17 protein-coding genes are annotated in these 14,799 nt (G+C 37.0%); 4 read left to right on the forward strand and 13 right to left on the reverse strand.

Annotation, left to right across the window (positions count from 1 at the left end; all coding sequences use genetic code 11):
- Positions 1 to 38: 38 nt before the first annotated feature.
- The 3 genes from ACQKN3_RS07280 to ACQKN3_RS07290 all read right to left on the reverse strand — a co-directional run bounded on the left by ACQKN3_RS07280 (position 39) and on the right by ACQKN3_RS07290 (position 2,479).
- The gene (locus ACQKN3_RS07280) at positions 39 to 845 is read right to left on the reverse strand and encodes a VOC family protein (protein ID WP_427710508.1); all 807 of its coding nucleotides are present in this window, start codon (positions 843 to 845) and stop codon (positions 39 to 41) included.
- Positions 846 to 929: 84 nt separating this feature from the next.
- Entirely contained in the window at positions 930 to 1,592 is a 663-nt protein-coding gene (locus ACQKN3_RS07285; protein ID WP_427710510.1) for a phosphopantothenoylcysteine decarboxylase, read from the reverse strand.
- Between the two features lie 14 nt (positions 1,593 to 1,606).
- On the reverse strand, positions 1,607 to 2,479 hold the full coding sequence (locus ACQKN3_RS07290; protein ID WP_251688687.1) for a LysR family transcriptional regulator: 873 nt from the start codon (positions 2,477 to 2,479) through the stop codon (positions 1,607 to 1,609).
- Positions 2,480 to 2,676: 197 nt separating this feature from the next.
- Here ACQKN3_RS07290 and ACQKN3_RS07295 point away from each other — a divergent pair, with 197 nt between their 5' ends.
- On the forward strand, positions 2,677 to 3,585 hold the full coding sequence (locus ACQKN3_RS07295) for a DMT family transporter (protein WP_251688689.1): 909 nt from the start codon (positions 2,677 to 2,679) through the stop codon (positions 3,583 to 3,585).
- A 234-nt stretch (positions 3,586 to 3,819) separates the two neighbouring features.
- Entirely contained in the window at positions 3,820 to 4,815 is a 996-nt protein-coding gene (locus ACQKN3_RS07300) for a YecA family protein (protein ID WP_251688691.1), read from the forward strand.
- A gap of 310 nt (positions 4,816 to 5,125) precedes the next feature.
- Here the strand turns inward: ACQKN3_RS07300 and ACQKN3_RS07305 are convergent, their stop codons facing one another.
- On the reverse strand, positions 5,126 to 5,317 hold the full coding sequence (locus ACQKN3_RS07305; RefSeq protein ID WP_008404740.1) for a zinc-finger domain-containing protein: 192 nt from the start codon (positions 5,315 to 5,317) through the stop codon (positions 5,126 to 5,128).
- A 111-nt stretch (positions 5,318 to 5,428) separates the two neighbouring features.
- Between ACQKN3_RS07305 and ACQKN3_RS07310 the strand changes: the two genes are divergently transcribed.
- Complete coding sequence (locus tag ACQKN3_RS07310; RefSeq protein WP_427710513.1) at positions 5,429 to 5,818, forward strand: reverse transcriptase-like protein; 390 nt, start codon at positions 5,429 to 5,431, stop codon at positions 5,816 to 5,818.
- 144 nt (positions 5,819 to 5,962) lie between these two features.
- Here the strand turns inward: ACQKN3_RS07310 and ACQKN3_RS07315 are convergent, their stop codons facing one another.
- From ACQKN3_RS07315 to ACQKN3_RS07340, 6 genes are all read right to left on the reverse strand, one after another.
- Positions 5,963 to 7,153 carry an MFS transporter gene (locus ACQKN3_RS07315; RefSeq protein ID WP_427710515.1) on the reverse strand — a complete coding sequence of 397 codons (1,191 nt, stop codon included), beginning with the start codon at positions 7,151 to 7,153 and terminating at the stop codon, positions 5,963 to 5,965.
- A gap of 5 nt (positions 7,154 to 7,158) precedes the next feature.
- Positions 7,159 to 7,557 (reverse strand): MarR family winged helix-turn-helix transcriptional regulator, encoded by a 399-nt coding sequence (locus ACQKN3_RS07320; protein ID WP_014824240.1) that lies wholly within the window; start codon positions 7,555 to 7,557, stop codon positions 7,159 to 7,161.
- 137 nt (positions 7,558 to 7,694) lie between these two features.
- The gene (gene coaW, locus ACQKN3_RS07325; protein WP_014824241.1) at positions 7,695 to 8,531 is read right to left on the reverse strand and encodes a type II pantothenate kinase; all 837 of its coding nucleotides are present in this window, start codon (positions 8,529 to 8,531) and stop codon (positions 7,695 to 7,697) included.
- A 103-nt stretch (positions 8,532 to 8,634) separates the two neighbouring features.
- Complete coding sequence (locus ACQKN3_RS07330; RefSeq protein WP_427710517.1) at positions 8,635 to 9,696, reverse strand: exonuclease domain-containing protein; 1,062 nt, start codon at positions 9,694 to 9,696, stop codon at positions 8,635 to 8,637.
- A 200-nt stretch (positions 9,697 to 9,896) separates the two neighbouring features.
- Complete coding sequence (locus ACQKN3_RS07335) at positions 9,897 to 10,478, reverse strand: GNAT family N-acetyltransferase (protein WP_251688698.1); 582 nt, start codon at positions 10,476 to 10,478, stop codon at positions 9,897 to 9,899.
- A gap of 44 nt (positions 10,479 to 10,522) precedes the next feature.
- Positions 10,523 to 11,374, reverse strand: coding sequence for an alpha/beta fold hydrolase (locus ACQKN3_RS07340; RefSeq protein ID WP_251688700.1), 852 nt, complete (start codon positions 11,372 to 11,374; stop codon positions 10,523 to 10,525).
- Between the two features lie 206 nt (positions 11,375 to 11,580).
- Here ACQKN3_RS07340 and ACQKN3_RS07345 point away from each other — a divergent pair, with 206 nt between their 5' ends.
- A complete protein-coding gene (locus ACQKN3_RS07345; RefSeq protein WP_251688702.1) occupies positions 11,581 to 12,360 on the forward strand; it encodes an alpha/beta fold hydrolase in 780 nt (259 codons plus the stop codon).
- Positions 12,361 to 12,451: 91 nt separating this feature from the next.
- Here ACQKN3_RS07345 and ACQKN3_RS07350 read toward each other — a convergent pair whose 3' ends face one another.
- The 3 genes from ACQKN3_RS07350 to ACQKN3_RS07360 all read right to left on the reverse strand — a co-directional run bounded on the left by ACQKN3_RS07350 (position 12,452) and on the right by ACQKN3_RS07360 (position 14,744).
- Positions 12,452 to 12,517, reverse strand: a complete 66-nt coding sequence (locus tag ACQKN3_RS07350; protein WP_427711635.1) for a hypothetical protein — start codon at positions 12,515 to 12,517, stop codon at positions 12,452 to 12,454.
- 160 nt (positions 12,518 to 12,677) lie between these two features.
- Complete coding sequence (yidC, locus tag ACQKN3_RS07355) at positions 12,678 to 13,439, reverse strand: membrane protein insertase YidC (protein WP_251688704.1); 762 nt, start codon at positions 13,437 to 13,439, stop codon at positions 12,678 to 12,680.
- A 192-nt stretch (positions 13,440 to 13,631) separates the two neighbouring features.
- On the reverse strand, positions 13,632 to 14,744 hold the full coding sequence (locus ACQKN3_RS07360) for a CaiB/BaiF CoA transferase family protein (protein ID WP_427710521.1): 1,113 nt from the start codon (positions 14,742 to 14,744) through the stop codon (positions 13,632 to 13,634).
- Between the last annotated feature and the right edge of the window lie 55 nt (positions 14,745 to 14,799).

Below are 14,799 nucleotides of genomic sequence, written 5' to 3' on the forward strand. Positions count from 1 at the left end.
AGCTGTAAACGAAAGATTTTCATCGTTTACAGCTTTTTTTATTTCTTATTAATTTCGTATTGTGCGCCATCAATTGTAAAATACTTTTGCTCTGTCGCGCCTGATATGACAACTTTTTTTATGCCGTAGCCATGTTCGAGCATATAATTCCAGGCGACTCCTTCACCGATTGGCTTGACAAATATAAGCTTCACTTCATCAAGCAGAATAATCGAGTATTCTACATTCTCTTCCTCATTGACCTTTTTTAAAATTGTCGCACCACATAGTTGGGCAATTTGCTCCACTGCATCAAAATTCGGTACAACAAAATGGACAGCCTGAAGCGTTAAATTCCCTAACGGATGTTGCGCTATAATACCGCGGTCCGTCAGTTCCTTGCGCCGAATTGTATCTGCTTCATCCCATTGAATGAAAAAAGGGAATTCAATTTTCGATTTCGGATGACCAATATAAAGCAGTTGCCAGCTTACATCAGAGCCGTCTTCCCGTCTTCTGGAAAAACGCTCCGGTCCAACTACTTCCAAACCGGCTTTAGCGAATAACTTCGCGTCTTCTTCGATTGTCGTTGTACGAACAGCAAAACGTGTCAATCCATCACGTCGGCGATTTTCTTTGTAGCTCGCATGTAGTGAATACTTCTTTTTGGCTGCCTCCTGAAACTTTTCCTCATTTTCAATGCCGATTAATTCAATATAAGCCAAATCAAAATAGCTTAGTGTATTATATGTACCCCACGCTTCATGACTTCCTCCATTGACAACATGGAGACCTTCTTCTTTGAGTTTTAACAATGTCTGCTCTGGATAAGGGACAAAATGGACGAGATGATCGAACTGGTACATGCTTCAACCTCTTTTCACTATTAAATAGATTAAATATTCTAAATTATAACATATAAAGGCATTTGAAAAATGAGCAATCATTATTTAAGAGATGACATTAATTAATTCCGTTGCAGCTGCCATTTTTCCGTCAACTATAACGGTCTTCCCGGAGTTATGAATAATATAATGAGGCTCCATTGCACCGTACAAAGATTTGGAACTATTTGCGACCATATAATCCGCTTTTGCAGTTTCCATTCTTGCAGAAGCTCTTTCCAATAAAAACGATTCGTCTTCTGTCGCTTCCAATTTAAAGCCGATTAATGTCGTACCTGGCGACCAGTTTTTAATTTGGGCCAAAATTTTCGGCGCTTTTTTAAAATGGATAATCGGAGGTTCATCCGAAGGCATTTTCCCTTTTTCAGTCAGTTCATTCCCTTGCTGATCGAACACTTTGTCAATAAGCCAGTCAGAGCCTGCCACCGCCATAATGACATAATCGATTTGCTCGGTTTCAAGAATTGTTTTCAGCTTATCGCCTAAATCCTCGATCCCTTCAAATTTAATGAGTTGCATTTCGTTTTGGTGTTCCGGCAGCTGTGTAAATACGCCGTGCATATAAATGACGTTCGCACCTTTTTCAAGCGCTGCTTCTGCTAAATAACACCCCATCGTTCCTTTTGATAAATTCGTATGGCCTCGAACATTATCCCATTTCTCAAATGTCCCGCCACTCGTAATTAAAACTTTTTTCCCTGTTAGCATAGTTGTTTCCCCTTTTACTGTTCTTCGTTTTCCAGCCACTGTTTTAATATTTCTACAAATTTTTGCGATGCCGGTGACAGCTTCTGCTTTGTCGACAGCCCGAGGATTCGGTAACTTTCCTGTACAAGAGGCAGCGCTTTTACAGTATCCGGCAACATTGAAATCGCCATTTCAGGCAGTATGCTAATGCCTAGATTATGTTCCACCATTGATACTATGGCCTTTTCGTCATAAAGTTCAAAACGTATATTCGGATATACACCATATTTTTCAAATGTCGTCATCACATCATTCGTCCCTTTATAGGAAGGCATTATAATCGGCGTTTCTTCAATTTCAAATAAATCGATCTCTTCTCTATCATATAGCGGACTATGCGACGACACAATACATAACAAAGGATCCCGTTTTAACGGCATAAATTCGAACTGCTTGGAGCTTGTCCGGTTTAAAAATCCGCAGTCGACTTCACCTTGTAATAGCCACTGTTCTATTTCGTAGTAATCCCCTTCACGCAATTCAATCCGAATTCCCGGATATTCTGAATCCATAATATGAATGATGTTTGGCATCCAATGTGTAGAAATCGTTGAAATTAGCCCAATTCGCACTGTCCCTTGGCTGACCCCTAAAATGTTCGACGCAGTCTGTTGCAGATGTTCTTCCGCCAATAATACTTTGCGCATTTCATAAAGCATTTTTATACCGTCTTCTGTCAATGTTACTCCTGTACGGTTACGGTGAATTAAATTAAAACCAAATTCCTTTTCCAAACTTGATACTGCATGACTTACAGCTGATTGTGTAAGCCCTAGAACCGAGGCCGCTTTTGTAAAGCTATGTACTTCCGCCACTTTATTTAAAATTTCGTACTTGACTAAACTCATGATAATTCACTCCACTAATCAATTTTAAACATGAATTTTTTTCATATCATTCATTATAAACATTCGTTTTACTAATCACAACTTCCTGTTTATACTGTTTTATAACAGATCGGATTTATAGATAATACAATATTTTAAATCTCTTAATCTTATACATATTTTTACTGATTATTTAAAACTTACTTTTTAGAAATGTGGTGACATCTTTGAGTTTACAAGGTAAAGCAAATATTTTAATGGTGATTGTTACAATGTTTTGGGGGCTATCCTATACGTTTATGGTCATGGGACTGGAAAGTTTAGAAGCTTTTAATGTTGTAGCACTTCGATGCTTAATCGCATTTATCATTGCAGGGCTAATCTTTTTACCGAAGATGTTGCATGTGAATATTAAAACGATTTTATATGCATCGGTTCAAGGCTTCTTATTGTTTACAATTTTCGCCTTATCTTTGTTAGGTCTAAAAACAACTTCAGCTGGTAATGCAGGATTTATACTTAGTTTAACAGTTGTTTTAGTACCGATCATGACAAGCTTTATTGAAAAACGGCTCCCTTCACGAGCAGTGAGCTTCGCTGTTGTTGCTACAATGATCGGAATTACCGTTTTGACAATGAAAGACTCTATGACGTTCCAGACTGGAGATATATTGGTTGCGATCGCAGCAGTTTGCTATTCAATCTATTTAATATTAAATAGTAAGTTTACTAAAAACGTTGAATCCATTTCTTATGGAGTATATCAATTAGGTATTGCCGGCTTGTTTGGAGCAGTATTTACAATAATGTTCGAATCTCCAATGTTCCCGTCCAATTCTTCTAGTTGGATCGCTGTACTTGGGTTAGGTATTATTTGTACCGCGTTTTGTTTTATCGCGCAAGCTGTTGTACAACAATATACTTCACCTACACATACAGGACTGATCTTTTCTCTTGAACCTATTTTTGCAGCCATATTCGCGATGCTTTTCCTAGGGGAAGGATTAACTGCACAACTTGTGATTGGTGGCGCATTTATTTTAATCGGGAATAGTGTTGCTCAACTCGAACAATTTATAGCAATGAAAAAAATCCCAGCACCTACTCACTCTGAAACTACGTTATAATAGGAAGAGACATCGCATCGAGCGTGCCATGTCTCTTTTTTTATAAATTATTGATAGAATTAACTCTATTATTGTTCTATTTTTATGTAAAGTTTAATATAATGTAAAATGCAACAATTTTTCTGATAGTTCTAAAAACATAATCAGTTTTCATAATAACAATCTGACGTTATTATTATTAGTAGCAATACTGCGACATTAGTATTTAAAAGTTGTATTAAAGGAAGTGTTACAATGATTGGACGTAATGACCCATGTCTATGCGGTAGTGGAAAAAAATACAAAAAATGTTGTGAAGGAAAAAATCAAGTAACTTCACAAAACGTTTTCCAGGAAGAGATTGAAAACGTATTACAAACTTTCTATAGTAATTACCCAGAACGAAAAGATATCCGTGAATTTATGGAATTGGTTCGAAATTGGGCACCGAAATTAGAAAAGAAATTACACAAGGAATTAGTGGAAGCCGTTGCTTTGGACGAATATTTCTTCCATCAACGACCTGATATTTGGCAGAACTTTTTAGCAAAAACAGCTAAAAAAGTGCTTCGCCCATCTATGATGGAATTATTGAAATCATGGGAACAGCCGATTTTCTTCATCGGTACTGTTGATGATGTGAAAGATGATTACTTTACAGCTATCTCTGCATTAACTGGCACAACATATCATATTCAACGTGAAAGCCACAAATCAATCCCTCTAGGAATGCGTGTGTTCGCCTTTTTATTACCGGATGGTTCAAACAAGGAAAACCACGTATTAGCTGTCTCTACACTAATCTTCTTCCATAAAGAACATGCGATTTCTTTTGAACAGTTTACAGAAGCTTACAAAGCAAGCCGTTTACCTGTTGAGCAATTCACAAAAGAAAACCATTTATTATTATGGGAAGGTCTAGTTGAAAACGGCTATGAAGGGGAAGAGTTTACACCTTTCGAGCAGGAAGTCGTGGAACAGTTAAAAGCATTTATGGCGGAAAAAGCAATCACCAACGAGAGCTTCGTAGCAATCGTTGAAGATTACTTAGTCGAAAAGCAGCCTACAGCTCGTAAGGCAGGCGCTATCGCAGCTGGTGCTGTAAGATTCGGTCAGGATAATGATTTATTCGATCAAAAATTCACTGTTAAAGAAATCGGCGAAAGCTTTAGTGTTTCTCCATCATCTTTAAATAAATATTATCAAGAATTAAATGCTTTCTATAATGAAAAGCAACTTGTTAATAGTTAATAAATGCAAAAAGCTACTTTCGAGACGTCGAAAGTAGCTTTTTATTTTGCGCTGATCTAAATAAGACAATAAAAAAACAACTTGTAATATAGTAGTTATGCGCTACACATTACAAGTTGTCTCCCCCTTTTCAGCTATAAAAAGGATTTAAAAATAAAGAAATTTTTCAACGGTAACCACTCCGCTGAAGTCATTTACCTATTATAAAATAAATCTGTACCAGAGATTTATACTAGGTAAATAAGAAATACTTAATTATTATATCAAAAAAACATTATTATTCAATAGTAAGAACAATGTTCTAAAATTATTATTTTTCGGAAACTTTCATTATTTCTTTACCAAGAAACTGAAGCTGTTCCCCTACCGTACAAGATTCAATGCAGAAACGGTGTGCACCATGTTTACCGCGTTCTTTGCGAAGGTCCTGAATGACTAGACAATCAGCGCAGTACATATCCATTAATTCATCAATATCTTTCATAACATCTACTTTATTCAAGTCATGTACCTCCCGATAATTTGTTTTACTATTGTACGCTATTTTTTTATTTTCTCCAACTTACATGTATTTGTTATACTTAAACGAATAGAACATAAAAGGAGCGAAATTATGTTAGAAGTCTATATAGATGGCGCCAGTGCCGGCAATCCCGGTCCAAGCGGAATTGGGATATTTATAAAAGGTGAAGGTCAGCATGTAAAAATCAGTGAACCAATCGGCATCACAAATAATCATCAAGCCGAATTTATTGCGCTTTTACGTGGTTTGGAAGAAGCATTGAAAATCGGTTCATCGTTTGTTTCAATGCGCTCGGATTCAAAAATAGTCGTAAGCTCAATCGACAAAGCATATGTGAAAAACGAGGACTTCAAACCTTATTTAGAGCAGGCACTCGCTTTAATCGAACAATTTGACCTATTTTTCATAAAGTGGATTCCGGATAAAGAAAACAAAGCAGCGGACGTTCTTGCACGTGAAGCGATTTTAAAAAATAATTAGATACGTGTACCACTGGAAAGAACGTAATATAATTTACTTTCTACATTCGCTATTTGATCCATATTTTAAACCGAAAACTTCTAAAACTAATTGTGGCAAAAAACGATCCATCTATCCCACTAATGGAACGATGAATCGTTTTTCTTATTGTTCTGTTTTATGTTTTTGACGTTTGAGCAACAGCATATACAGTGCGAATACGACAACTATTATGAATGCCGCAATGTAATACACATATTCATAGCCAAGACTCACCGCTACCATCCCCAGTAAATACGACCCGATAGCAATCCCTATGTCAAACAGCGTAAAATAAGTGGCCGTAGCATAGCCGCTACGCTGGATTGTCGTTGCTTGAATACATAGTGACTGTAAACTTGTTGTTAACGTACCGTACCCTGCACCGATAAAGATCGCCGATAATAAGAACGGAATTTCCTGTTCTGCATTACCAAGAATAATCAGCCCTAATGCAAAAATAAAGAACGACGGAATAATAACAAATTTTGCGCCCATTGTATCATAGATTTTCCCTGTGAATGGACGAACCGAAATCATTGCTACAGCAAACACCGCAAAGAAATAGCTGGCAACACTTAGTAAATCCTTTTGTTCCGCATAAAGCGATAAGAATGACAAAACACTCGCATAAGAAAAAGCGACTAAGCTTGCGAGTGCGGCAAGCGGCAGTGCACTTCGCTCAAATAAATCGTTAAATGAAAATTTAAAGCTGCGGTCTGTTACCACTGGTTTTGGCAAGTCCTTTGTTTGAATAGTCAATGCCAGTAAACCGCCAATTGCCACCAATACAGATAATACGATAAATAGCATATCAAATCCTGAATATTGAATAATGAGCAACCCAATAAAAGGACCGAATACGACAGCTAAGTTCGTAGACATTGCAAAATAGCCCAATCCTGCTCCTTTACGTCTTTTCGGAATAATATCGGCTGCTAAAGAACCCGATGCAGTCGTTGCAATACTAAACCATATCCCTTGGAAAAAACGAAGTGCAAGCAAAAGCAGAAAAGGTTTAAAAAATAAGTACAACACTGTGCATGCAAAGTAAAGTACAAGACTTAAAATCAACAATCGCTTCTTGCCAAAGAGATCTAGCAGTTTTCCGCTGAATGGACGAACGATAATCGCTGAAATTAAAAATACCGTGACAAGGAGTCCGGAATCGTCATCCGATTTCCCTAACTCGCCGATAGCATATAATGGCAATGTTGTGATTAATCCGTAAAACACAAGGAATATGGACATATTTGTAAAGAATAGACTAATAAATCGTTTCGTGAAAATTTTATTTGTTTGTTCTTGAAGCTCCATTTATTCTAACCTTCCATCTTTTTTAGTAAGTGAATTAGGAGCACCTGTTCTTCCTCAGACAGATTATCAGTCATTTTTTTCTCGAACGAAACGACGGATGCTTCTATTTGAGGAAATTGTTCAATTGCTTTGGTCGTTAAATCAATCATTTTTTCACGTTTATCCGCTCCGTGAACTCTCTCCACCCATCCAAGCGTCTCCAGACGAGTGACTGTTCGCGTAACAGTTGGCGCTTCTACATCAAGGTATTTCCATATAGCTGTGAGTGTCATTGGTCCGTTTTGATGCAATAAAAAAAGAACCGTCCATTGTGAGCTGAATAGTCCATGCTGTTTTAAAACATCATTTAACTGATTTACTAAATAACGATTTTGCTGAAAAAATATATGAAATAACGGATTCATCGCAATCACTCCTTATTTACCTAACTAAATAATTTACTTTCCCATTCTACGCTTCCTAAAAACCTAAGTAAAGTAATTGAGATAAAAATGGCAAAAAAGAAGCATTTAAACTATGTTGCTAGCCTAAATGCTGTCCTTTATTTTCTGCTGTGCTCACGAATATTCAACAATGCACCAATTGCACCGGAAAATCCGCAATCCTCTAAGAAAATAGGTTTATGTTTTTTTAATATAGTATAATGTTCAATTACCTTTACAAGCTGTTCATTGTCGATCAGCGTTGATCCTATATACACGATATGCTCTGTCTCATGCTGTACGGCAAGTTGGATACTTAACGTGGAAATCACTTCACCGATGAGACCCTGTGTTGTTGCCAGTACATTATTTTGTTCAAATTCACGTTGATCGGTAATGCCGACCTTTCCAAAATTACTTGCAGTTAAATTGCCATCAATCGGCGTATCCATCCCTTGATAAATATCTTTCACAAGCAAATCAATGCCTTCTCGCTTGCCTTTGAAAGCGTTTGCTTTTATCTCATCAAAATCTGAAATTCCGGTCATAATCGTTGATAGTCCAATCAGGGTACCACCGCCTACTCCAGTACCGCCAACCCTGGCATGAGTATTGCCATCCATATAATGAATCGATGTACCCGTACCGATATTTGTAATGATACTTTGATCTATTGTGTGGCCTTCTTTCTCCAGCAAATAGCGCACACCTTTTAAAGTTGCTTCAAATTCTACAATATATTCAATCGACTTCATCGTCTTTAAAACGTCCAGCAATTGCTCTGTGCGTCCTCCAGTTAAGCCGATTTCTTCCACTTGAGGATGATTTTCCAACCATTCTTTTACTAAATGCATTTCGTTAGATGGAAAGACCGTTAATTTAAGCTCCTGACGTTCATCTAAATAGGCAAGCTTCGTTAACGTACCCCCTGTATCAATTCCGATCCATGCTGACATAAATTAATCTCCTTTATTATCCCACGAGTGATTCGTACCCCCCTATCATAACGTAATAGGAGTCGGCATTAAAGAAAAAATTCTCCTAAAAACGGAGAATTTATTATACTTGTATTATATTTTTCTCGATTAATGCCCGTTTATAAAACTCAGCAACAAACATATGCTCATACTTATTAAGCAAATGCAGAACCCTTGCCTCATATGTATTGGTTGGTTCATCATCCAAATTAAATCTTGCAATAATCTCTTCTTTTTTCAATAAATTTACTAATGTCATTACTTCTGTTTTTGGTAAAGTTACTTGATGTAATTTCAATATTTTTGACATTGAACGTAATGCCGTTCGTGAAATTAAGATTTTCCCGTTCATATTCTCGGAAATTTGCTGCAAGAACTGTTTTGCCTGCGCATTCGGTTTAATCAAAATCTTTTCCATTGTCGTTGTTTCCCCGTCTTCCCCTTGACGTTCAATCATTTGAACAGTAAATGGAAGCTCATCACGGAAAGTTTTCATTGATTCAACCGTTATGCAATCACCCTCGACTTTGCAATTTGTCGCAGAAATGACTAGTTCGTATGTCGTTTCCAGCATTCTAAAATTTGTCAGCAATAAAATAAAATCATTTGTTTGCTGCTGTTCAATTAGCTGATCTCCATCAACTTTAACAAAGATTGAGAGCAGACTTGCCGCATCGGCTAAAGCACGGTGCTGTGTTTCGTTTTCCAAACCAAGCTGTGCCATTAATCCTCCTAATGAAGGCTGCTCTTTTAAACCATTGGCAATCATATATTTTTGCTGAAAATCGATCATTGGATATAAGCAATCATTTTTTAAGTAATTGCGCGACAGCTCTTCTTCAAGCACTTTCCGATCAAATTCGCCAAATGTCAAAAATACATAATCCTGCTTGCACCAGCGTTTAAACTTATTAAAAGCTTCTTTAAAAGAAGGGGCATCAACTAGCTGTTCTGTAGTGATACCTGTTAACTTTTGAATATGCGCATTCAGTTTTTTGAATTTATATGGCTGAATTAGCTGTGTAAACGTTTCTGTCGTACCATCCGGTAACCACTTAACAGCACCAATCTCAATAATATACTGTTTACCGCGTATAAGAGCGGCTTCTATATCTATACTTATATATGTTTTCGTTCGTTCCAAATTTTTCACCTACACCGAATCTATCTAAATTTAACAGGATAAGAATTCCCCATTAAAGATTAACTTCTCTCATTGTATATGAAAATATGGGATATGACACGATAATGTTCGTTTATTCCACACAATTCGTGTTAAATGGCTTGAAAAAATGTGATTTTATTATAAATTATTATCAATACTATTGATGGTCCTGCAAATTTTCAATATTTTAATAAGCGATCGATGAACATATCTTTAAGTTTTTCCCAATCTTCCAAAATGACACTATACATAACGGTATGACGAATGCTTCCTTCTTTTCGAATCATATGATTGCGCAAAACGCCTTCTTTCACTGCGCCAATGCGTTCGATGGCTTTCTGTGAACGGTAGTTTTCGTGCCCTGTTTTTATTTGAATACGATTTAATTTAAGGACTTCAAAACAATATTGAAACAATAGAAACTTGCAATTTGTATTAATCGCAGAACGCCAAACACTCGTATTATACCAAGTAGCCCCTATTTCCAGCCGTTTATGGGGAAATGAAATATCAAGAAAAGATGTACAGCCTACAATTTCGTCTGTTTTTTTATCGATGATCGCAAACATATACGAAATCCCTTTTTCCCGCTCTTTAATCGCATTTTCAATATAGTTTTGTACCCCTTCTTTTGAAAGCAATGTTACCGACATATGCTCCCAAATCCGCTCATCATTCGCGGCATTTGTGATCGCTTCGATATCACTTAATTGGACTGGTCTTAACTTGATGATGTCATTTTCTAATATTATTTCTTCCATATGATTCTCCCTTTTCACTGTATTTGAACGAATATTCCCGCTATTTATCGCAGGGAATGAACCTGAGATAGATTCCGCACAAATTCCGAGAACCTTTCTTCTTCCTCAATAAACGGATTGTGGTTGCTTTCTGCAAAGGTCGTCAATGTCGCATTCGCCAATAAATCCGCTGCTTCCACTGCAAATTCATATGGACATTGCGCATCATATAACCCGCCATAAATATAAGCTTTTGTTTTCACTGTTGGTAATTCCGGTCGCAAATCGAATTCTGGCAGCTCTTTATACGAAAAATAATCCAGTCTTTTCGAAACGGTTTTCCCGCTGTTCGGACGGCTTATCATATTTTCATAGCTCTGTTCTTTATATAACGACATAAGCGCCCATTCTTTAGAGCCAGCTCTTCTTTGCTCGATTGTTGATGTTGGATCACCCAGCATTGTTAAAATTTCAAGTATTCTTTTGTTGTTCGGATTTTCCTTGCAGTAAATGCTCGCAGGATGATGCATATATTCCGCAGAAGCACAAAGACCGCCAGCGACGATAAATTCCACACTTTTCGGATGCAAAATAGCATAATCTAATGCCAGCATCCCTCCTGTTGAATGCCCCGCAAAGCCCCATGCGTCATAACCTGATGCTGCGCGGATAGCCTCCAGATCTTCTACGCTATCCTGCATACCATAATTAAAGACAGACACATCATCCGTTGATTTTCCACAGCCACGCAAATTCACTAAATGCACTTTATAATACGGGGTAAACATTTCCGCAAACCGATTACCATTTTCGTTAAATTCACTGTATAAATGCGTCACACAGAGCGGTTTCCCCTCGCCTTTTGTAAAAACTTCGAAAACTCCTCGCGTTGTTTCAATTAGCTGCTGTTCCCACATAATCCCACTCCTTATTTTTCCAATATTCTAATAAATTTTCGCATAGTTAATGAGTGGATACAATGGCGATTTAATATTTAACTATTTTTCTTTAGTAATATTGATAAATCACTTTGAAAAACACTAATGGGAAGGTTTTTATAATACATTGGAAGAATTATTAAATAGTAAGAAATAAATTGTTATATAGAAAAGGGTTGAACTAATTGTCATTACATTATCAAGAATACGGTAATAAAAGTGCTTCTCTCATAATTTTTTTACACGGCGGCGGAGTAAGCAATTGGATGTGGGGTAGACAAATTCAATATTTTACTCATTATCATTGCATAGTTCCAAACATGCCTGAACATGGGTTAAACAATAATGAAATTCACTTTTCTATAAAAAGAAGCGCAGAAGAGGTAATTAAGTTAATTGAAGCAAAAGCCGATGGTAAGAAAGTAATTCTAATAGGTTTTTCTTTAGGTGCACAAGTAATTATCCAATTATTAAGCTCAAACCCAGAATTAGTTGATGTTGCAATTATAAATAGTGCTGCTGTCAGACCCCTTTCTCATATTAAAAAATTAATAAAACCTGCTCTTAGATTAACTTTTCCATTAATAAAAAAGAAATCGTTTTCTAAACTTCAAGCAAAGTCCATGTATATAAGTAATGACAATTTCGAGAAATATTATGAAGAAAGTTGTCAAATAAAGTTAGACACCCTTGCTAGAGTACTTGAAGAAAACATGTCCTTTACAATACCTGAAGACTTTAGAAAGGCATCCGCAAAAATATTAGTTACAGTAGGTGAAAAGGAAAAAGCTATTATGAAAAAATCTGCAAAAGATATTGTAAAAGCCAATTCAAATTGTATTGGTGTTATTTTACCTGAAGTCGGACATGGTGTTTCTTTAGCAATGCCAGATTTCTTTAATCACATGGTTGAATTATGGATCAGTGAAGGTAAACTTCTAAAAGAATGTAAAGTTTTTAGTTAAAATTATTGAATTTGCATCGACCATAAATAAACAAAAGGACTTCCTTTACGAATCCTTTTGTTTTGAATAATGGTCTCCAACTAGCCTTTATCTAATTACATACTTTCCGGTGTTGGATTCCAAGTAACTTATATCCATCCTTTAATACGGTTGCCACTGCAAAACATAGCTGTAGACGGTTTTCCCGCTGTGTACATATGGACCTGTTTCGCCTTCAAAATTCAACATTTACCATGAGCGGAAAACAAAAAAACTACTGAAATCATCGTCTCAGTAGTTTTAGTTCAGTAAGCCTTTAGCAGAGGCATAAGTTACATCTATTCATTTCCCTTAGTTTCAGGGATGTTTGAAAAAAATTTGCGTCCAATAAAGGTTTGGACAATTAAGAATAACCCTCCGACTGCCCAGTACAGTGGGAGTGCAGCCATCGAAGACAATGAAATAATGACAATCATAATTGGTGATACATAAATCATCAGTTTCATTTGGTTCTTCTGAGCATCCGGTACGGTTTGAAGCGATACTTTCGCTTGTACAAAATAAACGATACCTGCGATTGCAGTCATCCAAATATCTGTAGAGCCAAGATCAAACCATAGGAATGAATGTGTTTTAATTTCAGTCGAATATAAAATCGCATAATATAAGCCCATAATAATCGGCATTTGTATAAGCGCTGGCAGGCAGCCCATATTTAACGGATTAATATTATGTTCTTTGTAGAGCGACATCATTTCCTGCTGAACCGCCGTTCTTTCTTCCGGAGTTTTTGCTGCTTTTAAACGTTTCTGGATATCCTCCATTTGTGGACGGACAAAATCCATTTTCACTTTCATTGTAGCTTGACTGCGGTAAGTTTTAAGCATAAACGGCATTAGTACGAGACGAATAATTAAAATAATAGCAATAATAGCCAAACCATAGCTGCCGTTAAATAATTCACCAAATGTGTTTAACGTCCAATCCATCGGACGTACAAATGTTGAATAGAAGAAGCCTTCTTTGTTTTCAACACTTTCACAGCCTGCCAGTAAAAGTGGAACGGATAGAAGGAAAACACTAAGTTTTAAGTTTTTCATAGTTCACCTGCTCAACAATCTTGTAATTCGTTTATATCTTAAAATATTTTTCAATAAAAAGACAGTAATTACTCTTACAAATGTTAAGTTTTTTTAATATGAACGTAATAAAACATAATTTTATTTACATTTTTATATTTATTTCCCTGCTTACAGGAAGTTGAGGATACCTATTTATACCTACTCCATTCCTTATGACTTCTTTAATAGGCTCCCAAAAATTTCGTCATTATGTGTTCCTGCTTTTACCCCGATTTCCCCATAAGATGCCTTGAAAAGATTGGATTTAATCGGACTTGCGATCTGTTTTTGTGTCGTTCCATCCGGCTTTGCTACTTCCACAAACATTTCCCGTTCCTTGAAAAGTGGATGGGCAACTGTTTCTTCAAAGGTCAATACCGGCTCCACACAAGCATCTACTTCGGAGAAAATAGATTGCCATTCTTCCAATGTCTTTTGCATAAAAGTACTTTGCAGCTGTTCTTTCAGCGTGGCAATATCATCTGGTTTATTACTCATTGCTAATCGGAGTAATTCCGGGGATTCGATTGCCTGACATAACTGCTGCCTGAATTTCGGTTCTAGACTGCCGATAGAAAGGTACCGACCATCCAACGTCTCATAATAACCATATAATGATCCACCGTTTAAGATCAGTTCTTCACGCGCAAGCGGTTTTCCTTCTGCTAAATAGTCATGGGCAAATAAGGCGTTTAACGTTAAAGCACAATCCGTCATACTAATATCCAGATGCTGCCCCAGTCCTGTTTTTCCACGATAAATGACAGCCGATAAAATACCGATTACCGCATGCATTGATCCCCCCGCCAAATCAGCCACCTGAAAGCCTATATTTGCCGGGCCGTTTTCTTTTGTACCTGAATATCCTTGCAACCCCGATAAGGCTACATAGTTAATATCATGCCCGCCGCGTTCACGGTACTGCCCTGTTTGACCGTAGCCTGTAATAGAACAGTATATTAAGCCAGGATTGATCGCTCTCAATGTTTCATAATCGAGACCAAGACGCGCCATCACGCCAGGGCGAAACTGTTCAACAACAATATCGAATTCCTGTTCCCTTAAAAGCTCCTTCAGAGATGCGATAACTTCCGGAGATTTTAAATCGACCGCCAGCGATTTTTTAGAGCGCTGCAAATACTCGTCCGGTCCCCATTGCTTGCCCTCTTCTACCGGTTTTGTGACATGTATCACTTCCGCTCCAAGATCCGCCAGCATCATCGTCGCAAACGGACCTGGCAATAATGTGGAGAAATCCAATACTTTTAATCCTTTTAACAGCATTAATTCTTCATCCTTCCATAATAAATTAAGGCCGTAATGAAAGCTGAACTTTCAA

It is taken from the genome of Solibacillus sp. NPDC093137 (assembly GCF_050280445.1).
GTDB classification, from domain to species: domain Bacteria; phylum Bacillota; class Bacilli; order Bacillales_A; family Planococcaceae; genus Solibacillus; species Solibacillus isronensis_B.

Coding starts and splice junctions, on each gene's coding strand:
- ACQKN3_RS07335 (WP_251688698.1), bottom strand. CDS start 10,478: ATGGAAGAAATAATATTAGAAAATGACATCATCAAGTTAAGACCAGTC.
- ACQKN3_RS07340 (WP_251688700.1), bottom strand. CDS start 11,374: ATGTGGGAACAGCAGCTAATTGAAACAACGCGAGGAGTTTTCGAAGTT.
- yidC (WP_251688704.1), bottom strand. CDS start 13,439: ATGAAAAACTTAAAACTTAGTGTTTTCCTTCTATCCGTTCCACTTTTA.
- ACQKN3_RS07280 (WP_427710508.1), bottom strand. CDS start 845: ATGTACCAGTTCGATCATCTCGTCCATTTTGTCCCTTATCCAGAGCAG.
- ACQKN3_RS07290 (WP_251688687.1), bottom strand. CDS start 2,479: ATGAGTTTAGTCAAGTACGAAATTTTAAATAAAGTGGCGGAAGTACAT.
- ACQKN3_RS07285 (WP_427710510.1), bottom strand. CDS start 1,592: ATGCTAACAGGGAAAAAAGTTTTAATTACGAGTGGCGGGACATTTGAG.
- ACQKN3_RS07300 (WP_251688691.1), top strand. CDS start 3,820: ATGATTGGACGTAATGACCCATGTCTATGCGGTAGTGGAAAAAAATAC.
- ACQKN3_RS07315 (WP_427710515.1), bottom strand. CDS start 7,153: ATGGAGCTTCAAGAACAAACAAATAAAATTTTCACGAAACGATTTATT.
- coaW (WP_014824241.1), bottom strand. CDS start 8,531: ATGTCAGCATGGATCGGAATTGATACAGGGGGTACGTTAACGAAGCTT.
- ACQKN3_RS07360 (WP_427710521.1), bottom strand. CDS start 14,744: ATGCTGTTAAAAGGATTAAAAGTATTGGATTTCTCCACATTATTGCCA.
- ACQKN3_RS07310 (WP_427710513.1), top strand. CDS start 5,429: ATGTTAGAAGTCTATATAGATGGCGCCAGTGCCGGCAATCCCGGTCCA.
- ACQKN3_RS07320 (WP_014824240.1), bottom strand. CDS start 7,557: ATGAATCCGTTATTTCATATATTTTTTCAGCAAAATCGTTATTTAGTA.